General features: G+C 35.0%; 22 protein-coding genes, 2 pseudogenes and 1 other annotated feature. Of the genes and pseudogenes, 11 read left to right on the top strand and 13 right to left on the bottom strand.

The features are described 5' to 3' along the window. Both LO754_RS10235 and LO754_RS10230 read left to right on the top strand, forming a co-directional pair. Positions 1–948, top strand: coding sequence for a hypothetical protein (locus LO754_RS10235; RefSeq protein WP_231786175.1), 948 nt, complete (start codon positions 1–3; stop codon positions 946–948). A 380-nt stretch (positions 949–1,328) separates the two neighbouring features. Then, the gene (locus LO754_RS10230) at positions 1,329–2,546 is read left to right on the top strand and encodes an MFS transporter (protein WP_231786174.1); all 1,218 of its coding nucleotides are present in this window, start codon (positions 1,329–1,331) and stop codon (positions 2,544–2,546) included. 47 nt (positions 2,547–2,593) lie between these two features. Here LO754_RS10230 and LO754_RS10225 read toward each other — a convergent pair whose 3' ends face one another. The 7 genes from LO754_RS10225 to LO754_RS10195 all read right to left on the bottom strand — a co-directional run bounded on the left by LO754_RS10225 (position 2,594) and on the right by LO754_RS10195 (position 8,630). Then, entirely contained in the window at positions 2,594–3,460 is an 867-nt protein-coding gene (locus LO754_RS10225) for a helix-turn-helix domain-containing protein (RefSeq protein ID WP_229389640.1), read from the bottom strand. A 714-nt stretch (positions 3,461–4,174) separates the two neighbouring features. Beyond that, a complete protein-coding gene (locus LO754_RS10220) occupies positions 4,175–4,432 on the bottom strand; it encodes a DUF5915 domain-containing protein (protein WP_231786173.1) in 258 nt (85 codons plus the stop codon). Between the two features lie 268 nt (positions 4,433–4,700). Further along, positions 4,701–4,939, bottom strand: a binding site (T-box leader). A 36-nt stretch (positions 4,940–4,975) separates the two neighbouring features. Beyond that, positions 4,976–5,824: a DUF2785 domain-containing protein gene (locus LO754_RS10215; RefSeq protein WP_231786172.1), complete on the bottom strand. Its 849-nt coding sequence runs from the start codon at positions 5,822–5,824 to the stop codon at positions 4,976–4,978. A 195-nt stretch (positions 5,825–6,019) separates the two neighbouring features. Further along, positions 6,020–6,496, bottom strand: coding sequence for an IS200/IS605 family transposase (gene tnpA / locus LO754_RS10210; RefSeq protein WP_024364892.1), 477 nt, complete (start codon positions 6,494–6,496; stop codon positions 6,020–6,022). A 168-nt stretch (positions 6,497–6,664) separates the two neighbouring features. Next, entirely contained in the window at positions 6,665–7,612 is a 948-nt protein-coding gene (locus tag LO754_RS10205) for a DUF3221 domain-containing protein (protein ID WP_024361821.1), read from the bottom strand. Beyond that, positions 7,605–8,120: a sigma-70 family RNA polymerase sigma factor gene (locus tag LO754_RS10200; protein ID WP_024361822.1), complete on the bottom strand. Its 516-nt coding sequence runs from the start codon at positions 8,118–8,120 to the stop codon at positions 7,605–7,607. The genes LO754_RS10205 and LO754_RS10200 overlap by 8 nt, the downstream gene beginning before the upstream one ends. Positions 8,121–8,192: 72 nt before the next feature. Further along, positions 8,193–8,630: an Lrp/AsnC family transcriptional regulator gene (locus LO754_RS10195; RefSeq protein WP_231786171.1), complete on the bottom strand. Its 438-nt coding sequence runs from the start codon at positions 8,628–8,630 to the stop codon at positions 8,193–8,195. 141 nt (positions 8,631–8,771) lie between these two features. Between LO754_RS10195 and LO754_RS10190 the strand changes: the two genes are divergently transcribed. The 3 genes from LO754_RS10190 to LO754_RS10180 all read left to right on the top strand — a co-directional run bounded on the left by LO754_RS10190 (position 8,772) and on the right by LO754_RS10180 (position 11,483). Then, positions 8,772–9,356 carry a DJ-1/PfpI family protein gene (locus LO754_RS10190; protein ID WP_231786170.1) on the top strand — a complete coding sequence of 195 codons (585 nt, stop codon included), beginning with the start codon at positions 8,772–8,774 and terminating at the stop codon, positions 9,354–9,356. Between the two features lie 196 nt (positions 9,357–9,552). Beyond that, entirely contained in the window at positions 9,553–10,554 is a 1,002-nt protein-coding gene (locus LO754_RS10185; protein WP_024361825.1) for a permease, read from the top strand. An 11-nt stretch (positions 10,555–10,565) separates the two neighbouring features. Beyond that, the gene (locus LO754_RS10180) at positions 10,566–11,483 is read left to right on the top strand and encodes a TIGR03943 family putative permease subunit (RefSeq protein ID WP_231786169.1); all 918 of its coding nucleotides are present in this window, start codon (positions 10,566–10,568) and stop codon (positions 11,481–11,483) included. Between the two features lie 45 nt (positions 11,484–11,528). Here LO754_RS10180 and acnA read toward each other — a convergent pair. Further along, positions 11,529–14,234: pseudogene (gene acnA / locus LO754_RS10175) on the bottom strand (aconitate hydratase AcnA). Positions 14,235–14,564: 330 nt separating this feature from the next. Next, positions 14,565–16,049 (bottom strand): methyl-accepting chemotaxis protein, encoded by a 1,485-nt coding sequence (locus LO754_RS10170; RefSeq protein ID WP_024361828.1) that lies wholly within the window; start codon positions 16,047–16,049, stop codon positions 14,565–14,567. 137 nt (positions 16,050–16,186) lie between these two features. Here LO754_RS10170 and LO754_RS10165 point away from each other — a divergent pair, with 137 nt between their 5' ends. After that, positions 16,187–17,149: an MBL fold metallo-hydrolase gene (locus LO754_RS10165; RefSeq protein ID WP_231786168.1), complete on the top strand. Its 963-nt coding sequence runs from the start codon at positions 16,187–16,189 to the stop codon at positions 17,147–17,149. A gap of 53 nt (positions 17,150–17,202) precedes the next feature. Here LO754_RS10165 and ligD read toward each other — a convergent pair whose 3' ends face one another. Together ligD and LO754_RS23745 are read right to left on the bottom strand one after the other, a co-directional pair. Further along, positions 17,203–18,063: a non-homologous end-joining DNA ligase gene (ligD, locus tag LO754_RS23750; RefSeq protein WP_435892061.1), complete on the bottom strand. Its 861-nt coding sequence runs from the start codon at positions 18,061–18,063 to the stop codon at positions 17,203–17,205. Between the two features lie 400 nt (positions 18,064–18,463). After that, positions 18,464–19,015: pseudogene (locus LO754_RS23745) on the bottom strand (ATP-dependent DNA ligase); the annotation flags it as partial. Positions 19,016–19,126: 111 nt separating this feature from the next. Between LO754_RS23745 and ku the strand changes: the two are divergent. Continuing rightward, positions 19,127–19,945 carry a non-homologous end joining protein Ku gene (gene ku / locus LO754_RS10155; RefSeq protein WP_024361831.1) on the top strand — a complete coding sequence of 273 codons (819 nt, stop codon included), beginning with the start codon at positions 19,127–19,129 and terminating at the stop codon, positions 19,943–19,945. 148 nt (positions 19,946–20,093) lie between these two features. Further along, positions 20,094–21,131 carry a serine hydrolase domain-containing protein gene (locus tag LO754_RS10150; RefSeq protein ID WP_231786167.1) on the top strand — a complete coding sequence of 346 codons (1,038 nt, stop codon included), beginning with the start codon at positions 20,094–20,096 and terminating at the stop codon, positions 21,129–21,131. Positions 21,132–21,260: 129 nt separating this feature from the next. Here LO754_RS10150 and LO754_RS10145 read toward each other — a convergent pair whose 3' ends face one another. Then, positions 21,261–21,791 (bottom strand): dihydrofolate reductase family protein, encoded by a 531-nt coding sequence (locus tag LO754_RS10145; RefSeq protein WP_231786166.1) that lies wholly within the window; start codon positions 21,789–21,791, stop codon positions 21,261–21,263. 113 nt (positions 21,792–21,904) lie between these two features. Between LO754_RS10145 and LO754_RS10140 the strand changes: the two genes are divergently transcribed. The 3 genes from LO754_RS10140 to LO754_RS10130 all read left to right on the top strand — a co-directional run bounded on the left by LO754_RS10140 (position 21,905) and on the right by LO754_RS10130 (position 24,742). Continuing rightward, positions 21,905–22,849 carry a helix-turn-helix transcriptional regulator gene (locus LO754_RS10140; RefSeq protein ID WP_108030876.1) on the top strand — a complete coding sequence of 315 codons (945 nt, stop codon included), beginning with the start codon at positions 21,905–21,907 and terminating at the stop codon, positions 22,847–22,849. 262 nt (positions 22,850–23,111) lie between these two features. Beyond that, positions 23,112–23,444, top strand: a complete 333-nt coding sequence (gene csaA / locus LO754_RS10135) for a chaperone CsaA (RefSeq protein ID WP_231786165.1) — start codon at positions 23,112–23,114, stop codon at positions 23,442–23,444. 344 nt (positions 23,445–23,788) lie between these two features. Next, the gene (locus tag LO754_RS10130; protein WP_374116236.1) at positions 23,789–24,742 is read left to right on the top strand and encodes a TRM11 family SAM-dependent methyltransferase; all 954 of its coding nucleotides are present in this window, start codon (positions 23,789–23,791) and stop codon (positions 24,740–24,742) included. 174 nt (positions 24,743–24,916) lie between these two features. On the opposite strand, the gene LO754_RS10125 is transcribed toward LO754_RS10130, so the two are convergent. Next, positions 24,917–25,966: a 2,3-butanediol dehydrogenase gene (locus LO754_RS10125; protein ID WP_231786164.1), complete on the bottom strand. Its 1,050-nt coding sequence runs from the start codon at positions 25,964–25,966 to the stop codon at positions 24,917–24,919. Between the last annotated feature and the right edge of the window lie 327 nt (positions 25,967–26,293).

Raw genomic sequence — 26,293 nt, 5'->3', positions numbered from 1 at the left:
ATGTTAAAAAGTGAAGATCAAATTCAACATGATTGTATGCTGAAATTAAGTGAGGAATCGATATATGGTTCTGATTTTGATAATTTTATAGCATTAGTAAATTTATCAAAAGAACTACAACCTTTATTACAATATGATAAATTAAAAATAATACAAGTATGGGAAAAGTATCGCTTTAATAATGAAGTACAAAACTACTTAAGACAGGAGCCATTTGCTTTTTCGGGATTCAAGGAAAAAATAGGTATGGAGAATATTATTTCTTGCTTTGAAAAAGGCGGTATTTTTGCTACTTTTCATTTTGGCCATTACCGTCATGTGCCTCTTGAGTTAACAAAATCTTTGAATAAAGGTAACAATTTTTCATTGGATATTGCAGTAGACAGAGAATCTTATGATAGTGAATTAGAATTAACAAAGTGGAATGAAATTAAGCAAGAGAATAATATAAGTTACATAATAGCAGAGGAAAATATAAGTGGCTTAAAGTTGCTTCGCTTACTTAAACAAGGAGGCTCATTTCTATTATATTTGGATGGAAATACAGGAGCTGGTGAAGATTCAAAACCAATTGAAGTTCAACACATTACATCATTAATAAGGTTAAGAAGCGGTATTTTCCGATTGCTGCTGTTAACTAAAAAGCCACTGTGTCTTGTAATGGCAGATTTAAATTCGGATGGAGAACCTCGTTTGAAAGCTGAGAATCTAAGATACTTTAGAAAAGAGAACTTTGAGCAATCTGTAAATGAAATTTACACGATTTTTAGAAACACACTAATCAATCATCCTGAATTATGGAGGTTTTGGTATAGACATCATCTTTTTGTGAATAGTTGGATAGAAATAAACAATTCAATGACAAATAGTCCATCGATTGATTGGCGAAGTAATAATGGCTTAGGATTAGATATAACTACAGGAAATGTATACAAGTTAGATTATTAAACAGCAGATTATCTTAACTTAATTCAGCTAGTCAAATCTGTTCAGCATGTGGATACAAAGACAGCAAGAAACCGTCGAAATTCTGGAATGGACTTGTCCTATTTGTCATGCATATCATGCGATATAGAAGCAAGTATCAATATTCTGACTGAGGTCTAAGAATGAAAGCCATTTGCTTAGCTAGAAATAGATACCATAGGAACTACGGAATAGCTTAGGAAATAATAGACACCACTGCAAGTAAAGACACACTTGCAAGTATGCTCTATCCCCAAGAAACGTCCACTTCAAGCGTTAAGAATTGTTATGTTTAACTGAGTGGTGAGTAGTTTACAAAGTAAAGATGACCAACCAGTAATCATTTGCCTAGGGGGACTACTATGTTTAAAAATCATAATTTTGTTTTACTGTTTTTCTCTCGTTTTTTTAGTGTATTTGCAGATGCTATGTTATTTATAATTCTATTATCTATGTTAGGCAATTTTGGTATTCGCGCTATCGGACTTTCAATTTTCTTTATTTTTTCTACACTTCCAGCAATAATATTTTCTTTGCCAGCGGGGGCAATTATTGAAAGAAAATACCTTCAAAAGGTCATGAGTTTTACTGACATAATACGATTTGTTTTAGTTGGATGTCTAGCATTAATTAACACAATTCATTTAACACCTGCTACCATTTATATATTTGTCTTTGCCATTGTCTTGTGTAATATATTTTACATCCCGGTCAATTCTTCTCTATTGCCCAAAATTGTTAAGAAGGAATATTTAGCAAATGCAAATAGTTATATCCAAATCACAATGCTCTTTGCAAAAATAGGTTCTTATAGCGTGGGGGCGTGGTCGATTAAAAGTGGATTGAGTTATTCTAGTTTGCTACTTATCGTTGGCTCATTTTACATTATTTCGATGATTATGATTTTAGCAGTAAAGCCATATCACAAAAATTTATCAACCAACGAACCAAAAACTATTATACAGGACGTAAAAGCTGGATTAGCTTATATTAAAATAAATAAATTATATAGTAAGCTGTTTCAAATATTTGGTGCAGCATGGTTAGTTGGTTCGTCAGTGGATCTTTATTTAATATCGTATTTAGTGGAAGTATTGGAACGACCACATGAAGATTTATATATAATTACCACATATAGTTTGATTGGAATTGGTTTAGGATCTTTCATATCGCCTTACTTATACAAACGAATTAATCCTAAAATAGGGCTTTATGCTTCAAGTCTATTCTTTGGTATTATTATCGCTTTATTCTCATTGAAATTACCACTGGCGGTATTGTTAATAGGATTACTTTTCGGTGGATTTGCACAAGGTTTATTTTTAATTTTTATAAATACGTATTTACAAAGCAATGTAGAAGAGAAATATCTTTCACGAGTATACAGCTTATACCACTTCGTTTACACTGGAGTAAGCTTGCCAGGTTATCTACTTTTCGGATACTTTATTGATCGTATCGGCATAATTAATACAGGTTTTATTATTGCATCCTATTTAATATTAATTGCTTTAGTAACGATTTTCTACTTACCATCTTTACGAAATAAAAAGGAAATCTTAGAAGAAAGGCATTCTTAAAAAAATCCAGCTATCTGTTTTTTTATTGATAGCTGGCTATTATATTATTATTCTTTTTTAAGCCTTTTTATATATGTTTGTAAGTATTCTTCATAATTTAGAGCATGATTCAAGGATTCAACCTTATGCAATATATATATTGATTCTTGAGCAAGTTCAAGACCTTGTTTATATTTTGTATGCATTTTAAATATACCAAAGTAAAAATTTAGAATTGTTTTTTCTAAAATAAAGGTTTCAGGTATATTTTGATTTTTTAATTCATATAAGTATGCTTCGGTTTCTTTCAACTTATTATGCTCCAGACATGTTCTAATAGTATTAAAATAGATATCAAATAAATTACGCTTGTAACTTAACATGTTTTTGAAATATATACTCTTTTTAATGACTTCTGATGATAGCATAATTACAACATCTATATCCAATAAATGTAACGTATTTCCATAAAGAATTATTTCATATTCTCCCCAGACCTCTACTTGCCATAAATAATCAACGAGTATTTTTAAATTTTCTTGTTTAACTTTGTTGGCAGTAAGGTCCGAAATAATTGCTTCGATCATGATGCTGTTTAATTTATATGACAATACATTAGTTAGTTCAAATTTAAAAATTTCATCATTTCTTAACTTATTCAAAAACTTTAAATCTCCACGTAAATAAGATTCCTTCATGTTTATAATTAATTCTTCAAAATGCTCTACTTTAAATTCATTATTGATATAGATAAATTCTTCAAAACTTACATTAATTCGATTAAGTAACAATAATAACTTAGAAACAGTTATGCCAGTTTCATCTCTTTCAAATTTAGATAAATGAGAAACAGACATTATATCTTTTGCTGTATTATTAAGACTATAACCTTTGTGTAACCGTAACTTGCGAAAAGTATTACCTAAGTTATCCATAAAAATCACCTTTATCATGTATTAAAGTAGAAATTATTGATCAAATTGTCTAAAAAAATAATAATAAAGAAATAGTGAATAAATATTCTTTTGAACCTAATATTAAAGAATTAGCGTTCTTAATCAAAAAAGCAGGTCGTTCAATCAAAGCGCTTATACTAGGGAACCACTTTTCTGAATAGCTTACTTATATTTTCTACTTTTATTAATTTTAAAGACATTCTACCCACCCTCTTTGAAGATAAATATTATTTTTACAAATTAGTATAAAATGCCTTTTACAAGATGAAAAGCGTCTATTTTTTGAATATTTTGTGAACAGAATTGATATATAATATAATTTAACAATAAAGAATATATACATTTTTAAAAGTAATTTATTGTTTGCTGGAGCTGATATCTTGAAAGGATTAATTATAAAAACCCTATTGAGGCAAGCTATCTATTTATCGGTGGAATATTTATAGTCTTAGGTTTTTCTCAAGGTTTAATCTTCTTTCTAATAGGGGCATTTTCTACTGTTGTGGGCATTAAAGAAAACAATAAGCTTTCTTAAATAAAGAAAATATCTTAGTACTAAAACATTGTTTAATTTGTAATTATGTCTAAATATAAATAGTAAGAAAAGTCGATTAAAAGGTTTTAGCGCATCCTTTAATTGACTTTTCTTAAACTATATATAATTAGAAAATAAACGTAATCCCCATTTCCCTATCAAACAATTTCGCCTGAATCACATGTTCTCCAAATTGCACTTTCCCCGAACAAAATGTCATTTAACCATACATTAGCTTTTAATAATGCCGTATACTGTTGGATGATTTTCACTGTTTCAGCATCTGTAGAAATAGAAAGCGAGATATATTGTTCAACTGGTAACTGCCATTTTTTGCGGGTTTCTTGAATGGTACGTATTAACTCTCTTATTTGACCTTCCTGAAGTAAGTCTTCTGTTAAATGTGTATAAGACACGACATTCATTCTCTTTTGCTAACACATAATGCTCCTTTACTATGGACTCTTTTAACACATGTGTTATTGCTGTAGGTGGTTCTTCGTAAAATACAAAGGGCTTACTAGCAGAACGATTACTGATGGATGCTTGAAACGTTCGTTCTTCCTCCCATATTTTATGAATTCTTGTTTCCCTTTCTACAGTTGTCTCTTTGTTGTTGTCAACTTGCATGTAAATTCCTCCTATACAGTCGTGTATAAAAGGCATACAAAAACCCCGTCCCAAGTAAGGGACGAGGTTAACCGTGAATACCACCCTAATTCTATTGAAACCCGCTCAATAGCACTTAGCAACGTACAATCATACGTGTTCACTTTAACGGTAGACACCCGAATTGGCTTAATTTATTTAACTAATCTTCTCCGAGAGGATCTTCATGAAACATTTGCACACCGACTTCCACCAACACGTCAGCTCTCTGTAGAGCAAAATGTAACACTACTCTTTCTCATCAACGAATTTGTATGCTTTTATTGTGACTCACCTTAACAAACTGGCAATTACTTGTCAACTTTCAGACAATCCGCGATGCTTTGATGAAGGGCCACATATTGAGGACTGTTTGCAGTTTGAATATAAAAACTTTTTAAAAATGATTTCCAGTTAAAGCGTAATATTCGATAGTGCCAGACATCAAGCTGTGCCTTTTGAGCAGATAGTATTTCCGTAGTTTCGCTTAATAATGTAATAATTTCTTGCTCCTGCAAACCTTGTTCTAGCATAGTGAATATAGGTACTAACAACCTTTCATCTTCATCATGAATAAAAGCATAATTTGTTTGTAACATCATTTGCCATAAAGGACGCAAAATATCTAGAAAAGAAGCTGTATTGAATTTAGGGCTTTTCACTAATTCATCTATTACGTCCGAGACATGTGCTACACTATGCGCCCAGCCTTTATCCGGCACATATCCCCTTACATCTTTTTCAGCTAATAAATACGCGATCAACTTATGTGTTAATTCTTCTATCTTGTTCGCTTCAATAAAATCCGACTCATTATCTTTTGCTAATATTAGTGCAACTAGTAACATTGTAAAGGTTCTTGTAAAAACTGAATCGGATTCGCTCTCTCCAATGCCTTTATCTAGTAAGTCCGTTACACAGTATTGTAAAGTGTCGTTTAATAATGCAGGATGTAGTAAATCTTGTTCTACAATCATTGTATAAAAGCAACCATAGATTAGTCCGTCTCGTAGCTCACTATCAACTGAGCCAATATGCACTAGCATAGACTGTATAAGTTTATTTTGATCTACTTGTTGCCAAGCATTACTGTCATTTAGCAATGCTTGAAGTTCACATTTTAAATCCGCTTCACTAAATAATGTTTCATGTAATATCATATGTAGTAATTTCTCCTTATGTTTAGAATACATACAATTAATAACATTAATTGTACCTTAATCCATAATCAGAACCACCAGTCTAACTGGTGGTTTGCTCTACGCGTGAAACGCTGGGGTACTACCATGTCTAAAGACACACTGAAAGGTCCGCCAACCGCACTCCGTTTTCACGCTACCACTAAAGTGGTTTTATCATTTTCGCTTTTTTGCTTTTATTTCTTCTCCTGTAAATGGATCAATGAATTCTTTCATGCTCATTTGATCCTCAAGAATATCCTCTTGTAATTGATTTTTTATATATTCCTGAATGATTTTTCTGTTTCTTCCTACTGTATCTACATAATATCCGCGACACCAAAACTTCCTGTTTCCATATTTGTATTTCAGGTTCGCATGTCGGTCGAATATCATTAAACTACTTTTCCCTTTCAAATAACCCACAAACGATGAAACACTTAATTTTGGTGGAATACTTACCAACATATGAATATGATCAGGACAGGCTGTTGCTTCTATAATTTCTACTCCTTTTCTTTCACATAACTGGCGAAGAATTCTACCTACATCTACTTTAATTTGTCCATAAATAATCTGCCTTCTATATTTTGGCGCAAAGACGATGTGATACTTACAATTCCATGTTGTGTGTGCTAAACTTTTATTATCCATTTGGATCCCTTTCGTACGAAGTCGGTTGACCAGACCTGAATTTATTGTACGGCTGGGGATTTTTTCTTGTCCATAGCTAGAAGCTCTTTAGAACCCCTCGCATAGCAAGGGGTTTTCAAAAAATACAAGAAAAAACAGCTTATCATGATAAGCTGTTTCCAAATGGTGCTAGTCTGAGATTTCAATCTTCTCCAAATCCGCAACAAAATCATATTGATTTAATGGTTCTTGCCAATTGTACGTGACAGTTACACTTTGTCCAATTGCAATTTTATCCTGTACTTCCTGAAGTGGAAACCAGACTCCATTCGTGTGTTTAGTAATGATTTCTTCATTCGATAAATGCCCGATTTCCTCTTGTAATGCCCCTGTCACAACTAAAAATCGGTCTTCCTCCATAGCAACGACTGTACCATATTTATACTGTTTAGACATGTTAGGTTTAGACACGTTATATTTGTTCTCTAAATAAGCAATTTGTTGACCATATTTAGCAGTGAAATAATCCATCGCTTCTTTTTTCACTGCAAAGTAAGCCTGCATTTGGTAACTATTTTCGTATTTTTGATAATATTCCTTCATTAGTTCTGCTTGGGCAAACCATTTAAGTGCATTTGCTTTCAGATATTTATCGAAAAATTCATCAAATGTTAGATTGAGTTTTGTTAAACCGTCTTTAAATACTGCACTCTCTTTATATGACTTTTCATATTTTTCTCTTTCCGCTTGCATGTGCTTAGCAATTGCCTTTTCGCTAAATTTGATGTTTTTACTTTCTGCATAGACATAATAAGCATCCAATTCGAATAATGATTGAAAAGTCATATTAATAGATTCTTGGCTTTCATTTGCCTCAATTGCATCTTGGAAAATCATATCATAGTATGTTTCATCTAATATCGGTACAGCATTTGCTGATAACTCGTCCCCATTGTTGACTTGTGTGTATATAAATAACCCTATACATATTGTCAGGATTACAGTATACATACTATACTGCCCGCGTCTTGATTTCATCGGGATAGCACGTTGTTCAATTTGCTTTACTACATTTGTCATCACACGTTTTTTACTTTCTGTTAAATCTCTTATTACTCGTACATCCACTTTACTCATGCAGCAACACCTCCCATTCAATATGCTGTAACTTAGGCTTTAATAATTCACGTCCCCTGCGCAGCCTTGTTTTCACTGTACTGTCAGGGATGCTTAGAAGCTTCGCAATTTCAGCAACAGGCATGTCTTCAAAGTAAAAATAACTTAGTACCTCTCGTTGCTTTAATGGTAGTGAGAATATAGCATTTTCGATTAACGTTTGTTCATCTTGCTGAACGAGCATATCCCTTCTTGAGATTGTCTGCTTGGCAAAAATTTTCTGTTGCACTTGAATTTTGCGATAAGTCCAACTACGTAAATAATCTTTACTTTTGTTCATGACAAGCCTCGATAAATAAGCTTTTAATTCTCCACGTTCTTCATATTTTTGCCGATTGTCATAGAACTTAATAAACACATCCTGAACAATATCCTCTGCTTCTTGTAGGTCCTTTACATAATAAAAAGCAAGACGAATAAGTCGTTCCGTGTGCTGTTCCATTATTTCTTCTAGTTCCTTTACTTGCAACGTCTCGCGCCCCTTTCTGTACCCTATAAACGGTGCTCAGAAGCGAAAGGTTTGTTTTTTAGGGAATTATTATTATTTTTCATCAAAAAAAGGAAGAACCATCTTTTTTTCTGTTGAAGATAACACAATATTTGTAGAGGGTGTACCATAAGGCATTGCAGCATCAATAAACTGCTCTAATGTTTCGACAGAGTAAGTTGCGAGTTTAACAATATAACTAATTTCACCAGCTACTCTGTAACATGCCAAAACATCTGGATGGGCATTACAAAAGTCTGACAGGCTTTTACAGTCAATGGACTTAAACAAGACAATCGCTTGAATGGAGCGATCCATTTTCTTAAGATTTACTTTCGTTGTATAGCCTTCAATACTGCCCTGTTCTTCTAGTTTTTTAACGCGTTCGATAACAGCTGGTGAAGATAAATGAACGATTGTCGCTAGCTCCTTCATTGAGATTTTCGCGTTTAATTGTAATTGGCGTAAAATTTCTGTATCGATATTGTCCATTAGAATCCACCTTTTTTTATTAATTGTTTTTTAATTAATTCCTTTCGTTATAAGGAAAATAGACTTGATTACATTATATAACTTCTGTTATTCAGTTACTCCATTTATTACAATTAAAGCAATAAAGGAGGCATCAACCATATGAAAAAAATCTTACTACTTTTAGCAAATGGCTTTGAAGCGGTAGAAGCAAGTGTCTTTACAGATGTGCTAGGCTGGAACAAATGGGAGGGAGATGGCACAACAGAGGTTGTTACAGTAGGATTACATAACAAATTACAATGTACATGGAATTTTCAAGTTACGCCCGAAAAATTATTGCATGAAATTACACTCGAGGACTTTGATGCACTCGCCATTCCTGGAGGTTTTGAAGAAGCGGGTTTTTATGATGATGCTTTTAGTGAAGCATTTCAACAAGTTATCCGCCATTTTAACGAACATAAAAAGCCCATTGCGACGATTTGTGTAGCATCGCTCGCTTTAGGACATAGTGGCATTTTACAAAATAAGATGGCAACTACTTACAATCACCCAACAAGTAAACGATTAGGTCAGTTACAATCCTATGGAGTAGAAGTTATCAACGAACGGATTGTTCGCACAGAACACATTATTACCTCTTCAAATCCAGGCACTGCGTTCGATGTCGCCTTTCACTTACTCGAAATGCTTACATCTACTCAAAATACATTAAAAGTAAAAGAACTAATGGGATTTAAATAATCTTTTTTACGAAATAGGATCAGCTTATATTGCTTTCGTCCATTCACTGTGCGAAGCCATATAAGAAGGTCCTATTTATTTTATATGACGAGTTATATTAAAAGCTATGTAAACATAACTTACTGTAAAGCGTAACGATTATCATTTATCGAATAATCGTTACTACCCGATTAAGTCAAAGAATTAGGAGGCAAATGTGAATCGTCCACTTTCCAAACAATTATTAAATGCTCGATTTTTTCTGTTGCTCATGATTATTTTGTTTCTTACCCCATCTTTTTTTCCTAGTAGTGCCTGGCTCTTTTCTTTCGCAACGCCACTATTAAATCTCAATACTATATTTTTGAGTATTTTAATAGAAGCTTTACCATTTGTTTTAATTGGGGTTCTAATCGCTGGGTTTATTCAAATTTTTATTACGGAGCAACATATTCAAAAGTGTATTCCAAAAAATAAATTTCTGGCAATTATCATGAGCTGTGTCGTTGGTGCACTATTCCCCGCCTGTGAGTGCGGAATAGTACCCATTGTAAGAAGACTTGTATCAAAGGGGGTACCTATCCATGCCGCAATGGGTTTTATGTTAACGGGACCTCTTATAAATCCTATTGTCATTATTTCTACATATATGGCTTTCGGTAATGATCTAAAAATTGCAGGGTTGCGCATGATATTAGGCTTTATCATAGCCATTATCGTCGCACTGCTTATTAGTATGCTGTTTACTGGAACACAATTTAAAAAGGGTATTCGAACTAATCATGCCCAGCATGGTACAGCAAAACTATCATTCTTTAAAAAATGTTCAAACATGGTCAATCATTCGATTGATGAGTTTTTTGATATGGGCAAATATTTAATCATAGGAGCTTTTTTAGCAGCTTTTGTGCAAACCTTTGTATCTACTAAAACGCTTGTAGACATAGGCGATCATTTTACATCTTCTATGTTAGTCATGATGCTGTTAGCCTATATCCTTTCGTTATGTTCCGAAGCAGACGCCTTTATAGGTGCATCGTTTAGCTCTATTTTTCCAACGCCATCAATACTTGCTTTCTTAATTTTTGGACCTATGATTGATTTTAAAAACACGATTATGATGTTGGGCGTCTTTCGATTGAAATTTGTCCTATCCGTACTAACGATCGTGTTTCTCGTTATCTTTTTTATAATATGGCTAATCGCACCTTTTCTTTAAGGAGGCAACTAATGAAATTTCACTTGCAACAAGCTGTAAAGGCCGTTATTTTATGTGCTTTCTCTGTTATGATTTTCAATTTACATGCAACTGGTGAAATAACGAAATTAATTAACCCAAAATATGAGATGTTAAGTAAAACCGTAGCGATTATATTTTTAGTACTGTTTGTAGCCCAATTAAAAAGAATTTTCTCTTTTTCTAATCATCGCAATCATAACGAGTTATGCGAGTGTTGCGCACATAACTTAGTCAACCCACCGTTTAATTGGAAAAGAGTATTATCGTATCTCATTTTAGTTGTTCCATTGTTTACTGGATTTACATTGCCTACAAAATTTTTAGATGCATCCATAGCGCAAAAAAAAGGCGCGACGCTAATGATGACCAATCAATCTCAAGCCTCAAAAAAAGATGAAGTGGCAAGTCGTAACGAAGTCAATAACGATGGTTTGTTGATAGATCATCCTATTGATCCAAAACTATTAGAAGAAAAACAGGAAATGTCAAAAAAAGAATACGACCTTTTAAAGCAACAACTGGCTCAAAATCCAATTGTCGAGATGACAAATTATATATTCTCAGTATATTACGAGGATATTAATAATAATTTATCACAATATCAAGGCAAAAAAATACGACTAAGTGGTTTTGTGTTAAAAGAAACTGATTTACTAGAAAATCAATTCGTCATTTCCCGATTTTTAATTACGCATTGTGTTGCTGATGCAAGCATTATTGGATTTCTAACGGAAATGCCCGAAGCTGCGAGCTTACAAGAAGATAGCTGGATTGAGGCTGAAGGCACAATTGATATTGGTTACTATAATGGTGTTGAACTCCCTATCATTCGAATCGAACAATGGAAAAACATACAGGAGCCTGCTGAACCGTATATCTATCCAATTGACATTCTCATTAGTATGTAAAATAAAAAAAACCGACCTCCTAAGAGATCGGTTTTACTAAAATAATTATTCAGCAGCTTTCGCGCGAAGAACCATTTGTAGGATACCACCGTGACGGTAGTAGTCTACTTCTACTTCTGAGTCGAAACGAGCTAAAGCTTGGAAAGTTTTAACTGTACCGTCTTCAGATTTAGCAGTAACTGTTAAGATATCACGTGGTTTTACATTGTCAGTAATGTTTACAGAGATTTCTTCTTTACCAGTTAAACCTAGAGAATCAGCAGATTCGCCGTTTAAGTATTGTAAAGGAAGAACACCCATCATTACTAAGTTTGAACGGTGGATACGCTCGTAAGATTGTGCGATAACAGTTTTCACGCCAAGTAGGAATGTACCTTTCGCAGCCCAGTCACGAGAAGAACCCATACCATAGTCGTTACCAGCAAGTACTACTAAGCCAGTACCTTGCTCTTGGTATTTCATACATGCGTCATAGATGTACTCTACTTCGCCTGTTTACCAGTAAGTAGTGAAACCACCTTCTGTACCAGGAGCTACTTGGTTACGGATACGGATGTTTGCAAATGTACCACGCATCATAACTTCGTGGTTACCACGACGAGAACCGTATGAGTTGAAGTCACGGATTGCAACACCGTTTTCGATTAAATATTTACCTGCAGGTGTATCTTTACCGATTGCACCAGCTGGAGAAATATGGTCAGTTGTAATTGAGTCACCGAACTTCGCCATAATGCGTAAGCCGTCTAAGCCTTTGATAGCTTCTGGCTCTTTTGCAAGACCTTGGAAGAATGGTGGGTTTTGGATGTAAGTTGATTTGTCATCAAATGTGTATAGAGACTCAGTTGATGTTTCAATTGCATTCCATTTTTCGTTTGCTGTGAATACAGTTTCGTATTCTTTTTGGAATAATTCACGGTTAACTACAGTACCTAATACAGCGTTAACTTCTTCAGTTGAAGGCCAGATATCAGCGAAGAATACTTCGTTTCCATCTTTGTCTTTACCGAATGAATCTTTTTGTAGGTCGATATCCACAGTACCAGCAAGTGCGTAAGCTACAACAAGTGGTGGTGAAGCTAAGTAGTTCGCTTTTACAAGTGGGTGTACACGGCCTTCGAAGTTACGGTTACCAGAAAGAACAGACGTTACGAATAAGTCGTTCGCTTTGATAGCTTCTTCGATTTCAGGAAGTAATGGACCTGAGTTACCGATACATGTTGTACAACCGTAACCTACAGTGTTGAAACCGATTTGGTCAAGGTATGTTTGTAAACCTGAATCTTCAAGGTAACCAGTTACAACTTTAGAACCTGGTGCTAAAGAAGTTTTCACCCATTTTGGTACAGTTAGACCTTTTTCTACAGCTTTTTTCGCAACTAAACCAGCAGCGATTAAAACGTATGGGTTAGATGTATTTGTACAAGAAGTGATAGCAGCGATTGCTACAGCACCTGTTGGAATTTCTACATCACCTTCAGCAAATTTAGCTACAGAAGTTTTTTCGAATTCATCTTCAGTTAAACCGAAACCTTGAGTTCCTTGTGGAGCCACTACTGCTTCTTTGTAACGAGAACGCATTTGAGATAGTGGAATTAAGTCTTGTGGACGTTTAGGACCAGAAAGGTTTGGTTCGATTTCAGCTAAGTTTACTTCTAATACGTCAGTGTAAACTGGCTCTAATGCTGGATCAAAGAACATGTGGTTCGCTTTTAAGTAAGCTTCAACAACCGCGATGTGCTCTTCGTCACGACCAGTTAAACGCATGTAGTTTAATGATTCTTCGTCAATAGCGAAGTAACCACAAGTAGCACCATATTCAGGAGCCATGTTAGAGATTGTTGCACGGTCAGCTAGTGGTAATTTAGATACGCCAGGTCCGAAGAACTCAACGAATTTACCAACTACGCCGCGTTGACGTAAAACTTGTGTTACTTTTAATGCTAAGTCAGTAGCAGTCGTTCCGTTTGGAAGATCACCAACTAATTTAACACCGATAACTTCTGGAATTGGGAAGTATGAAGGTTTACCAAGCATACCAGCTTCAGCTTCGATACCACCAACACCCCATCCAAGAACGCCGATACCGTTGATCATTGTTGTATGTGAGTCAGTACCTACTACTGAGTCAGGGAATGTTTCGAATGTACCGTCAGCATTTTCGTTTACGTGTACAACTGGAGCTAAATACTCTAAGTTTACTTGGTGAACGATACCTGTTGCTGGAGGTACAGCACGGAAGTTATTGTAAGCAGTTTGAGCCCATTTTAAGAAGTTATAACGCTCAGCGTTACGTTCGAATTCAAGGTCCATGTTAGCTTGTAATGCAGATGCATTACCGTATTTGTCAACTTGTACTGAGTGGTCAATTACAAGGTCAACTGGAATAGCAGGGTTGATTTTGTTTGGATCTCCGCCCATTTCTTTCATTGCTGAACGAAGAGATGCAAGGTCAACTACTACTGGTACACCAGTAAAGTCTTGTAATACTACGCGAGAAGGTTTGAATGGTACTTCAGCTTCTGGATCAGCACCGTTACCCCATTTTGCTAATTCGTTTACGTGCTCTTCTTTGATTACGTATGCATCATATTGACGTAAAACTGATTCTAATAATACTTTGATTGAGTAAGGAAGGTTTGAAACTTTTGCAACGCCAGCTTTTTCAATCGCAGCTAAGTCATAGTAATTGTAAGTTTTACCATTAACTTCGAATGATGCGCGGCTGTTGTGTAAATTACCTTGTGCCATTTGCGGATCCCCCTAAATATCTTTTTGAAAAGGCCTATGTAAAGCATCTTTTCTCCACCACCCATAATAACGTATTTATATTCATAAGTAAATTACATTAATATTATCTTTTTCAATAAGTATTTCTTATGACAAGTGATGTCTTTTATTTATTTTACATGAATGAGCGAATTTGTGACGAAAATGACATATTTCGGCTTGTTTTATTTTAGACATTTTTTAAAAAAATATGCACATTTAGTTTGCAACAATAATAAAATTAGTTGTTTACTATAAAAATACAGGCATTGAACCCCCGAAGCACCAAATAATAAAGGAAAATCAATCCATTCAGTTCGATACAGTATCCTTTGTGACCAGAGACTTTAACGCCATACTAAGCTCTTGAATTTGATCGGTTGTACTAGTCATCATTTCAAGCATTTGATGTTCGTCCTCAACCGAAAGTAAAATGTCACTAGTAGAAGCAGCATTTTCCTCCGTCATCTCATTCAACTTTTCAATTTGTTCTTGAATTTTTTCAAATTGCAAAATGGCACTACTTAATTCATTCATACCACTTGTTAAATCCGTATTGGTTATAGCAAAGGTATCTTTTAAAACGTTAAAGAAATGGCTGACATCCTGCAACAGCAATTCACCATATTGTAGTGCTTGTTCTCCATCATTCGAACGTTGTTGAGCTTCCGTTGATTTTTCGAATATTGTTTTAGTTACATTTGTAATGCTAACCGTAATGGCCGCACTTTCTTCTGCCAATTTCCGTACCTCATCAGCAACAACAGCAAATCCCTTTCCTTGTTCGCCTGCTCTAGCAGCTTCAATCGTGGCATTTAATGCAAGTAAGTTCGTCTGTTCTGCTATATGTTGGATACCTTTCAACAAGTTATCCACTGTGTGCAAACTTTGTTGCAATGCTTGGACGGTCTCGGCAGTTGAACCGATTGCATTGTTCATAACACTCATTTGAGCCATCGCCTCTTGCATTTTGCCCCACCCTGCTAATACTTCCTGTTGGAGATTACTAGATTTCGCTACCGTATCCTGTGATATGGAAAAGGTTTTATTAACAAATTGTACGGATTCCTTCATTGTTCCGTGAATCATTTGTAAACTTGAGGCTTCCTGTTGAATACTAGCCGCGATATCTTCTGTTGCTTGTAATATTTGCTTACTTGACCCCGAAATACTGTGCATAGTTTGTTGAAAACGTGTAATATGCTCATCTAGTCTATAGCTACTTTGTTCAATTTGATTGAAGGTCATCTGTAGTTGAGCGAGCGAAGCTTTTACTTCATTTTGCTGCGCCGCTGCATGTGTAATTAGCTCATTTCCCCATTTTGCCAGTAGAAAGAAAACAATCATAACGCCATTGGTAATGGCTAATAATGTAATGAATACAATAATATCGTTGAAAGGTCCCAAGAGTGATTCCGATTTCACTATATATAAAATCACGAAGCTTACGTTTAGTATGATCCCAAAAAAGATAATCAGTTCCTTTTTAAAGTACAACGCAATAATGGCAATTGTACAAAGCAAAATATAATGCTTGTTCAATGAAAAACTATCTAGTAAAAACAATGTGAAAACGATACTGGATGGGATCATGCCAAATATAAATCCTTTAATATATGTTTGGATAGGTAAAAAATAATTACATAAAGCGAAAGCAATTACCGCCAGACCAATAAATAAGAACATAATTCCTTTTGTAAGTATCATTGGGCCACAAATAAGAATAGCTAAAATTGAAATGATGGCTAAATTAACACGATGAACTTTCCGTGTATCATAGCGAATATTGACCTCCATTATATTTCTCCCCCTAAAAAATGAATGGACATTCAGTTTGTTTTTCTATTATTATATAGTATAAACATTACTTTTTGTAGACAAAAAAGGTATTTTAGAGAAAATTTAGCTTTTTTAATCAGAAGGGAGATTTTTTAATGGAGAGCGTACAAAAAATAGCACCAAACTTTTTTTGCATTGATACGCACGATTTGAATCGGAAGGAACGCACAAGCGCTTATTTACTTATCGATGAGAAAATTGCGTTGATTGAAACATCTGCAAGTCCTTCCGTGCCCTATATAATAGAAGGTTTAAATGAATTGCAAATTACACTAGATGATATTGACTATGTCATCGTTACACATATTCATTTAGATCATGCAGGCGGGGCTGGTCTTTTTCTTCAAAGTTGCCCGAAAGCAAAATTAGTCGTACATCCCCGTGGTGCTGGGCATATGGTTGACCCAACCCGCCTAATTGCAAGTGCAAAGGCTGTATATGGTGAAGAATTCCAACGCCTCTTTGACCCAATCGTACCGGTTGCGCCTGAACGGATTATGGAAGCTAGGCATGGCGATATTTTATCATTGGGCAATCATCAACTAACTTTTTACCATACAGAAGGTCATGCCAAGCATCACGTATCCATGCATTACTCTGCGACGAATGGAATGTTTGTAGGTGATACAACAGGTGTCTGTTATCCAGAGTTGGCCTATGAAGCAATTGATTTAATTATCCCTTCAACTTCCCCGAATCAGTATGATCCGGATACGATGGAGCAATCGATTCAATTATACGAAAAACTTAACGTTCAGGAATTGTATTTCGGTCATTACGGTGCTTATCAAAATCCAACAGAAGCCTATCGTCAAGTTCGTTACTGGACGCCGTTGTTTCTAGTTGAAGGAGAAAAGGCACTAGCTTCACCGGGTACTTTAGCACAGCAAGCTAAATTATTAGATACGAGATTACAAGCACTATTACATCAATATCTACAGCGAAATGGTATTGCAGAAAGCCATCCCGTCTATCAAACACTTCCTTTTGATACAGCAGTATCAGCAATGGGCATTCTTGATTATTTGCAAAAAAGCAAACCATCTACTAGCAAATAGATAAAGAATCTGCTCATTTCTCACGATAACTTTGAGAAATGTTGCAGATTCTTTTATTGGTTATTTAAATGCTGAAGCACTGCCTGAAAATCCTGTTCTTCCCCTATCGCTTGAAAATGGATCAATGGATTACCCACTCGTTTGATTCGCTCTATAACAGCAGGTATCGTAAATTGTTCCGGTGATAGTTTGTCGTTTACTTCATTCCAATGTAGAGGTGTTGCAACTAAGCCCATTTCGTTACCTCTGGTGGAAAACGGCGATATAATGGTTTTCCCTTCCGCATGTTGCACATAATCTAAATACAATCTATCTTTGCGATTTTTCTTTAAACGTTCAATCGTATATAATTCGGGTTTTTGCTCACATAAAAAACGACAGACAAACTCTGTAAAAAGGCGAACTTGTTCATAAGAAAATGTATTGAATGGTAATGGAATATAAACTTGCAAACCTTTGCCACCAGAAGTTTTAACAAAAGACTGTAGTTTAAAATAATCAAATATTTCTTTTAAGTGTAGTGCACCGCTTATGGCAAGTGAAAATGCGTCGACCGAAGGAGGATCTAGGTCAAAAACAATCTCTGTAGGCTTTTCAGTGTCAATCGTTTGAAAAGGGATGTGAAATTCTAATGCAAGTTGGTTCCCTAACCACAACAGTGTTTCAAGATTATTGCATAGGATACTATGATGTTCGCTCATTCTTTCTGTTTCGACAAATGCAGGTAGATGTTCCGGACTGCTTTTTTGATAGAAACTCTCCCCTGGTACCCCATGAGGAAAACGAATTAACGTAATAGGTCGATTTCGTAAAAATGGCAGTATAAAAGGTGATACAAGCTGTAAATAGTACAAATAGTCCTCTTTTGTAATCGCGATAGCACACCGGCTTGTTGGGATGCGTGACTGGCACACTATCCGGTATTGGCATAAGCTGGCGTTGCATAAGTTGCCAATTACAGTACTGGTGTTCCATTTCTAATCGAAATGCATGAAAACGAGGTTCTCTTAACTTACTACCATCAAAGTCGATACATGCGATATCAATACAGATGGATGGTTCTAATTGCCATGTTTCGTTGTTTTGTTGCCCGTTTGCTTGAAAAAATGTAATAAGGGTATTTAACTCTTCCTTTTTCATCCCATGCCTAAAAACAACCACTTCCGTTAGCACACCCTGTCGATGCACACAACCGTGAAAATATCCATTTCCTTTATCAAATTTGTTCACAATCACTGTGACAATTTTCCAATTCTTAATTTTTAGCCAATGTGTTGACCGTACAGCCTCCTGCCATTTACTCGTCTTTTTCTTGGCAATAATACCTTCACCATTATAAATTTTGATGAAATGCCACAAAGTTTGGCTATCTTCAAAAACATCAATTGCTTGTAAACGATGGTTTTCTTCATATTTAATAGCAGTCGGTAGCTTTAACGATGTAAAAAGAGTGTTTAGTTGCTGTTTTCGCGTTTTTAAATAGCGATTCATTTGACTTTCCCCTTGATAGGAAAGTAAATCAAAAACAATATAATGACAAGGAAAGGATGTGGCATGTGCAGCAATCACTTCTTTTTTTTGCATTCTTCCCCGTTGTTGCACGATTGCAAATTCACTTTTATAGTTGTTAATTAAATACACTATTTCTCCGTCAAATACTAACGGTAAAAATTCTTTGATGTGATTATAAAGACTTCTGCAATAATCAATAATTTCCGGAAACAAATGATTTAACACATTGCCATTTCTACTTTTCAAAATAGGCTCTTCATCAGTCCACTGTAATAGACAGCGGAATCCGTCATATTTCCCTTCGTAAAGCCAATCATCTCCTTTTGGCGGCTCATTTACTTCTACTAGTAACATTGGTTTAATCTTGTACACCTACTTTCTTATTTTGTACTGTTGACACTATTTTTATTTAGCATACATAAAACACATCAAATTATTACATAGTAAGAAAAACGAGGTGACAACATGCATACAGTTTGGAAAGGTAGCATTTCATTTGGTCTTGTCAACATACCAGTTAAACTACATGCTGCTACAGAAAATAAAGACATTAAATTACGACAACTTCATAAAGAATGCCATACACCTATTAGCTATAAGAAAGTATGTGAGGGTTGTAATCAAGAAGTAACAGAAGAGAATATTGTAAAGGCATATGAGTATGCAAAAAATAAGTTTGTCGTTCTAGATGAAGAAGAGCTAGAGAACTTGCGTAAAGAAAACGAAGATAAGGCTGTTGAAATTATCGATTTTGTTAAATTAGGCGAAATTGACCCTATCTATTTTGAACGAACTTATTTCTTATCGCCTGATACTACAGGCAGTAAGGCATATGCCCTATTGCGACAAACATTAGAAGAGTCAGGTAAAATTGGCGTTGCTAAAATTATTATTCGTTCGAAGGAACAGCTTGCGATTGTTCGTGTTTATCAAAATGCCCTCGTAATGGAAACAATCCATTTTCCTGACGAAGTTCGTAGTGTGCAAGATGTTCCAAACATCCCAAGCGAGCCAACCATTGTTCAAAAAGAATTAGACGCTGCACTGATGCTAGTTGACCAGTTAACAACGGTATTTAATCCAGAAAAATATACAGATGACTATCGCAATGCTTTAATGGAACTTATCGAAGAAAAGAAAACGACAAATTCAGTATCTGCCAGTGATAAGCGTCCACTACCTGACAACGTTACTGATTTGATGTCAGCACTCCAAGCTTCTTTAGATAAAACAAAAAAACCTACAACAAGAAAAAGAGCAACCAAAACGAAGAAAAATGCGTAATGCGGCGCTCACCAACCATAGAACAAAAGGCATCGAGAACTTATATACTCGATGCCTTTTTCTTGTGATATAGCTAACCCCCCACAAAAGGAAACGTACGTTTGTTCATCATGTTATAATTAGTATAAAAATTGATGGATGGTGTCTAATGATCAAAGTAAATATTGAGGAACGTATGAATCACTATCGTGTTCAAGGGTTAAGCCTTTTAGTAATTGAAAAGGGGCAAATTAGTCAAATAGAACATTATGGATATCTTATGGCAGGAACTAGGCAAAAAGTAAATGACCAATCTATTTTCAATGCCTGTTCTATAAGCAAATTTTTCACGAGCATGGTAGTAATGGTATTAGTAGAACAAGGCTATTTAGATTTAGATGAGGATGTCAATAACAAACTGAAATCGTGGAAGGTACCGGAAAATCAATATACGAAGCTAAAAAAAGTAACATTACGAAACTTACTTTGTCATCAATCTGGCATTATAGATCCAGTGAATAGTTTTTCAACTTTAAACGCTGCTCATGCGAAACCGTCAATGGTAAATTTGTTAAATGGCACAACACCTTACTGTCAAAGCCCTATAGAAGTAAGTGGTGAACCTTGGCATGCATTTCATTATTCGGATGCTGGTTTTTGTATTATACAGTTATTAATAGAAGATGTAATGGCACAATCATTTGACTCGATTATAGAAGAGCATATATTTAAACCGTTAACTATGACACATAGCACATTTTCTACAACATTTGCATCATCAAAAGCACAATCTTTCGCTAGTGGTCACCACAAAAATGGAAAATCGGTGACAGATAACTACCCAATTTATCCTTACCCTGCGGCTTGTGGTTTATGGACATCCCCCGCTGATCTAGCTAAATTATTACTAGAGTTAATAAATGCTTTAAAGGGCTCTAGTAAAATCGGTATCTCTGCAAACCTAGTCGAAGAGCTAATTCAACCACAAGGTGCTAAAGAATGGGCTGGTTTAGGTGTATTCCTTGAGGGCTCAGGACAAGAAGTAGAAATCTCCTCCCTTGGCTGGGGTATTGGGTTTCAATGTATGCTTGTATTATTTCCTTATATAGAAAAAGGAATGATTGTTATGACAAATACTGATTTAGGCGTTCATCAAATGCAAGGAATCATAGGTGAACTATACAAATCACTTATCTCCTGTTCATAAAACGACGTTTTCCCCTACCAAATCCAAACAAAACTAAGCAACCAGTCGTTGGTATAATACCGACAACTGGTTGGACAATGCTTTTTTGACCGCCTTTTAGATATATCTCTTTATTGCTAAAACATAAAATCAACTTTCTTGTTTTACTTTATAATGCATTTGCACCATCTGTCCATAACATGTTGTCTTTATTAATTCTAGATTGATTTGCGGATTATCCTTTTTAAATAAGGCTATGCCAGAACCTAATATATGCGGGGTAATGGTAATAATGTATTCGTCAATTAGATTTTCTTTCATAAAAGCATCAAGAATCTCTGCTCCACCAACCATCCAAATATGTGCTCCTGATTGTTTCTTTAACTGTTGGGTAAACGATACAACATTTTCATTCACAAATTCCACATCGTCATTTTTGTTCTTTGCTGATTTCGAGAAAACATAACATTTTTTATCAGAATATGGAAAAGCATCAGAGTGTTCCATCACATAATCATAGGTGCGTTTCCCCATTATGATGGTATCAATTGTTTGATACATATCCATGTACCCATTATCCCCTTCCCCTTCTGATTCTAATAACCATTGTAAGTCATCATCCTCTTTCGCAATAAATCCATCTACACTAGTCGCAACAAATAAAACAATTTTTCTATTCATTAGGTGGTCTCCTTTTCTCATGAGCGTTTTGCTTTTGATTAAATCATTAGCACAAACTATACTAAACAGTATACATGACAAGTAATGGCATGATTAAAAGAAAAGGTGAGAATATGTCTAAAGCAAAACGTTTATTAGATATTCTACTATTTGTAAATGCGAAAAGAAAATTTACAGCGCAAGAACTAGCCGATGAATTTAAAATATCCGTCCGAACTGTGCATCGTGATTTATTGGATTTAAGCGATATGGGTTTACCCATATATGCAGAACAAGGGAGGAATGGAGGATATACCGTTATTACAACACGTCTACTTCCACCTATGTTATTTACAGAAGAAGAAGTTGTATCCATTTTCTTTGCATTTCAAGCGCTCAATTATTATCGTGATTTACCTTTTGATGCTGAAATCCGCTCCGTCACGCATAAATTATATCGTTCACTTCCAAAAGATGCCCAAGCAAAAGTAGATAAACTTCGCTCTTATATTGCCTTTTGGAATCCTAAGAGAACAATCGATACCCCTTTATTAAAAAATGTTTTAGATGCGTCGATTGAAGGAAGTCAGCTTCACATTCAATACCACTCAAAAAAAGCGATAACAACAAAGCATATTCGTCCTATCGGTGTATATGCTCATAATGGACTATGGTATATGCCTGCATACGACTTTCATAAAGATAAAGTTTTATTATTTCGTGTGGATCGTATCCATGCCATTATTTCAAGCATAAAAGACGACAGCAATTTTACAAACTTAGAAGAATGGTTTGATTCATATGAAGTAAAAACCCCTATTAGATTGCTTGTTGAACTGTCTAAAGAAGGCGTACGCCAATGTCTAAGTGAGCCAAATTTCCAAGGTTTCGTGACCATCAACGAACATGGTACGGGTACTATCGATGCGGTGATTGATGAAGGTGAGCTTCACTTTATCGCTCCTCTATTTTATAGACTAGGATTACATGCAAAAATTATTGAGCCAGAAGAATTAATCCAACATATGCGGAAACAGGCTAAAGAAATTTTAACGATGTATCAAGAAGGAAATTTATAAATGGCTCGTTCCAATTAGAATCTGCGTGGAAAATTTTTTGTTGGTCTGAAAATAAATATTTTATAGGTTATTAAAAATAAGGAAAAGTAAGCAGTAAAATAGAGTTTGCGCCTTGCCCATATGTATACGATGTAACGTTGTTAAATCCTTAGCCTTGTTAATAGTAACTATATTGCCTCTCTCATTATGTATAAAGATGTTTCTTGGATAACAAGACCTTCTATGTTAACATTTACAAAAACCCCAATTAAGGAGTGAAATTATGGCGACCATTGAAGACTTTATGGCACTGGATATTCGAATCGGTACAGTTATGGAAGCGGAAGAATTACCAAAGGCACGAGTTCCCGCTATTAAAATGAGCATTGATTTTGGTGAAACATTGGGCATTAAGCAATCTTCTGCACAAATTACAAAACGATATACACCAGATGAAATCATCGGCAAACAAGTAGTAGCAGTTGTCAATTTCCCGCCACGGCAAGTAGCAGGTTTCAAATCAGAGGTTCTCGTAATCGGTGGTGTGCCGATAGAGGGAGATGTCATTCTATTAACACCCGATCAATCAGTACCCAATGGCACAAAAATTAGTTAAAGCACCCTATTCCCATTTTCACTGTCACTTTGCCATCCGTATAAAACATTTTATTTGATTGCACTGACAAATGGCTAAAGCTTGATAACTTCCTCTGCATATTCATAATAGTGTAAAGCTTAAAAAACCTTTACAAAAACTCTCCTGTTTTGGGGTCACTTTCTTTAGGGAAGTGACTCTTTTCTATTTTTAGAATATTAAAAATCGCCCACAATAACGTACGCTTTTTTTGTTCATTTCAATTATTGATGAAGTTGTGATAGACTTGAAGTTTAGTGCCTAGAGACATCTACAATTATTTGACCAATATCAAGTGATCAATAATAGAAAAGGATGATAACCCATTGATTAATGAACAACATACCAATAAATATATATACACATATGTCCATCATGTAGATGAATACGATTTATGTAGAATGGAGATGCGCTCTTTTTTCGGTGTAGATTCCTCATCAAACTATATGATAAGCAATCTAGAAGTTGACCCTAGTCGTAGTCCTTTTATACAAGATCGACTTGCAGTGCTGTTTGAAGACCATAGCGTAGAAAATATAAAAAAATTAGTGAAGAATTTAATAGTTGGTGAAAAAACTTATAAGGTAGTTTGTTTAAATAATTTTGTTATAGGTCAAACAAAGAAAATTTCTCAGCCAGAGCGCCGACGAATAGAACGCGAGCTAGGGTTGTGTATCGAGGGAGACCCTGATCTAAATTATCCTGAAATTATTTTTGGTCTTATTTTAATAGATGGAAAATGGTATTTCGGTAAACATCTGAAAAGTGAGTCCATTTGGCGTAAACATTTACATAAACCAAATAGTTATTCAACAGCACTTAGTACAAGAGTTGCTCGCGCTGTTGCCAATATCGCCATTCCTCAGCCACAAAATATTCGTGCTATTGACCCTTGCTGTGGTATAGGAACGGTAATAGTAGAAGCTCTTTCTATGGGTATTGATATTGAAGGAAGAGATATCAATCATTTTGTTTGTAGCGGTTCTCGCGAAAATATAGCCTATTTTGGTTTACAAGGAAAGATTACTTTAGGTCCCATTTCAGAAGTAACAGAACACTATGATGTAGCTATTATTGATTTACCATATAATTTGTTTACGCATTCATCACGTGAAGATCAATATAATATACTTAAACATGCTCGTCGAATTGCGGATAAAGTAGTTGTCGTTACTATTGAAACAATTGATGATTTAATACATGATGCTGGTTTCATGATTGCTGATCGCTGCATTGCGAAAAAGCAGTCTTTCTTACGTCAGATTTTATTATGTCAATAAGCCTTCTCTATCACCATAAATGATTAATAACCCATTGGTGCTGATAGGAATTTCTTTCATCGGCCTAAATGGGATTTCAAAATAAACATCCCATATAGCCTATCAAAATTAAAAAGCACCTATTAGTCCTCACTAATAGGTGCTTGCTTGTTTACAATTTATTAAAAATAAGTATTATTTCTCGCCGCTTAATTCTACTAAAATTTTAGCTTGTGATTTATCGTTTGTTAAAGCTTCAAAGCCTTTTTCAACGATATCATCTAATTGAATACGGACAGTAATAATTCCTTGAGGTTTTAATTGACCACTGCCCATTAAATCAACTGTTTGTTGGAATGATGTTGGTGTGTAAGCAATACTTGAAGTAATTTTCACACCTGTATTTGTTAAATGAATTGGATTCCATTCAATTGGACGAGCAAAGATTGATACAATAACCATAGTACCACGAGCTCTTGTTGCATCGATTGCTTGTTTAAATGTTGGCGCAACACCTGCAACTTCAAATGATACATCCACACCGTCTGGAACGATTGCGCGAATTGCTTCTACACCATCTACTTCACCAGAGTTAATCACGTGCGTTGCACCAAGTTCTTTTGCTTTTTCAAGACGTGTTTCAGATAAATCCAATACGATAATTTTACTTGCACCAGCTGCTTTAGCTGCAATAGCCGTTAATAAGCCGATTGGGACAGCACCAAAAATCGCCACAGTATCACCGAAACGTAAATTACCCTCTTTTACAGCTTGTACTGCTACAGCTGTCGGTTCAACAAGTGCACCGTCTTCAAGTGTCATTGTTTCAGGTAGTAAATAAACATTGCTTTCAGGAGCATTTGCATAAGTAGTGAAGCCACCATCGCCATGTAAACCGATGAAGCTAAAACCATCATAAGCGTCCATATCTTCAGGTTTGTTACCGTGCGTTAATGTAGGGTTAATTGCAACGCGATCGCCCACTTTAAACTTAGTAACGTTTGCACCAACTTTTTCAATAGTTCCTGCAAATTCATGCCCCATAATCAGTGGAGCGATTTCACCAGTTAATTCATCTTTTTCTTTTGTTGGAATAAAGACAGGTCCTTCTTGATATTCATGTAAATCACTACCACAAATACCAGCCCAAGCTACACGAACTGTAACTTCATTATCTTTAAGAGCTTTTAATTCTCTGTCCTCAATACGAATGTCTTTTTCTCCGTACCAAACTGCTGCTTTCATAATGTCGAAACCTCCGATGGAATTTATGTCTTTTTGTCACAACTTCATTCTATCACTAAAATAAAATGATACAAATATAATGACTCAAAAAAATTATAGTAATCCTATTAATTTAGTATACAACTAAACCAAAACAATATATTGATGTTCTAAAACAAATAACACTATATATTGTATATTATAAATTTTGATATTTTCTCTATAGTAAAATACATATTTTATTAGTATATTAATAAACGTTTTAAATATTGAAATATTTGCTGTTTAATTAGGGTGCATTTTGCAGTGAAAAGAAGATTAACAATATGAATTGTTGTTAATCAAATC

It is taken from the genome of Lysinibacillus sp. GJ-1 (assembly GCF_021166035.1).
Taxonomy (GTDB): Bacteria; Bacillota; Bacilli; order Bacillales_A; family Planococcaceae; genus Lysinibacillus; species Lysinibacillus sphaericus.
Note: the sequence above shows the minus strand (reverse complement) of the source record. Positions and strands in the feature narration are given on the sequence as shown.

What these genes read in the sequence shown, in the direction of transcription:
- LO754_RS10235 (WP_231786175.1), top strand. Translation starts at nt 1, where the DNA reads ATGTTAAAAAGTGAAGATCAAATTCAACATGATTGTATGCTGAAATTA.
- LO754_RS10230 (WP_231786174.1), top strand. Translation starts at nt 1,329, where the DNA reads ATGTTTAAAAATCATAATTTTGTTTTACTGTTTTTCTCTCGTTTTTTT.
- LO754_RS10225 (WP_229389640.1), bottom strand. Translation starts at nt 3,460, where the DNA reads ATGGATAACTTAGGTAATACTTTTCGCAAGTTACGGTTACACAAAGGT.
- LO754_RS10215 (WP_231786172.1), bottom strand. Translation starts at nt 5,824, where the DNA reads ATGATATTACATGAAACATTATTTAGTGAAGCGGATTTAAAATGTGAA.
- tnpA (WP_024364892.1), bottom strand. Translation starts at nt 6,496, where the DNA reads ATGGATAATAAAAGTTTAGCACACACAACATGGAATTGTAAGTATCAC.
- LO754_RS10205 (WP_024361821.1), bottom strand. Translation starts at nt 7,612, where the DNA reads ATGAGTAAAGTGGATGTACGAGTAATAAGAGATTTAACAGAAAGTAAA.
- LO754_RS10195 (WP_231786171.1), bottom strand. Translation starts at nt 8,630, where the DNA reads ATGGACAATATCGATACAGAAATTTTACGCCAATTACAATTAAACGCG.
- LO754_RS10190 (WP_231786170.1), top strand. Translation starts at nt 8,772, where the DNA reads ATGAAAAAAATCTTACTACTTTTAGCAAATGGCTTTGAAGCGGTAGAA.
- LO754_RS10180 (WP_231786169.1), top strand. Translation starts at nt 10,566, where the DNA reads ATGAAATTTCACTTGCAACAAGCTGTAAAGGCCGTTATTTTATGTGCT.
- LO754_RS10170 (WP_024361828.1), bottom strand. Translation starts at nt 16,049, where the DNA reads ATGGAGGTCAATATTCGCTATGATACACGGAAAGTTCATCGTGTTAAT.
- LO754_RS10165 (WP_231786168.1), top strand. Translation starts at nt 16,187, where the DNA reads ATGGAGAGCGTACAAAAAATAGCACCAAACTTTTTTTGCATTGATACG.
- ku (WP_024361831.1), top strand. Translation starts at nt 19,127, where the DNA reads ATGCATACAGTTTGGAAAGGTAGCATTTCATTTGGTCTTGTCAACATA.
- LO754_RS10150 (WP_231786167.1), top strand. Translation starts at nt 20,094, where the DNA reads ATGATCAAAGTAAATATTGAGGAACGTATGAATCACTATCGTGTTCAA.
- LO754_RS10145 (WP_231786166.1), bottom strand. Translation starts at nt 21,791, where the DNA reads ATGAATAGAAAAATTGTTTTATTTGTTGCGACTAGTGTAGATGGATTT.
- LO754_RS10140 (WP_108030876.1), top strand. Translation starts at nt 21,905, where the DNA reads ATGTCTAAAGCAAAACGTTTATTAGATATTCTACTATTTGTAAATGCG.
- csaA (WP_231786165.1), top strand. Translation starts at nt 23,112, where the DNA reads ATGGCGACCATTGAAGACTTTATGGCACTGGATATTCGAATCGGTACA.
- LO754_RS10125 (WP_231786164.1), bottom strand. Translation starts at nt 25,966, where the DNA reads ATGAAAGCAGCAGTTTGGTACGGAGAAAAAGACATTCGTATTGAGGAC.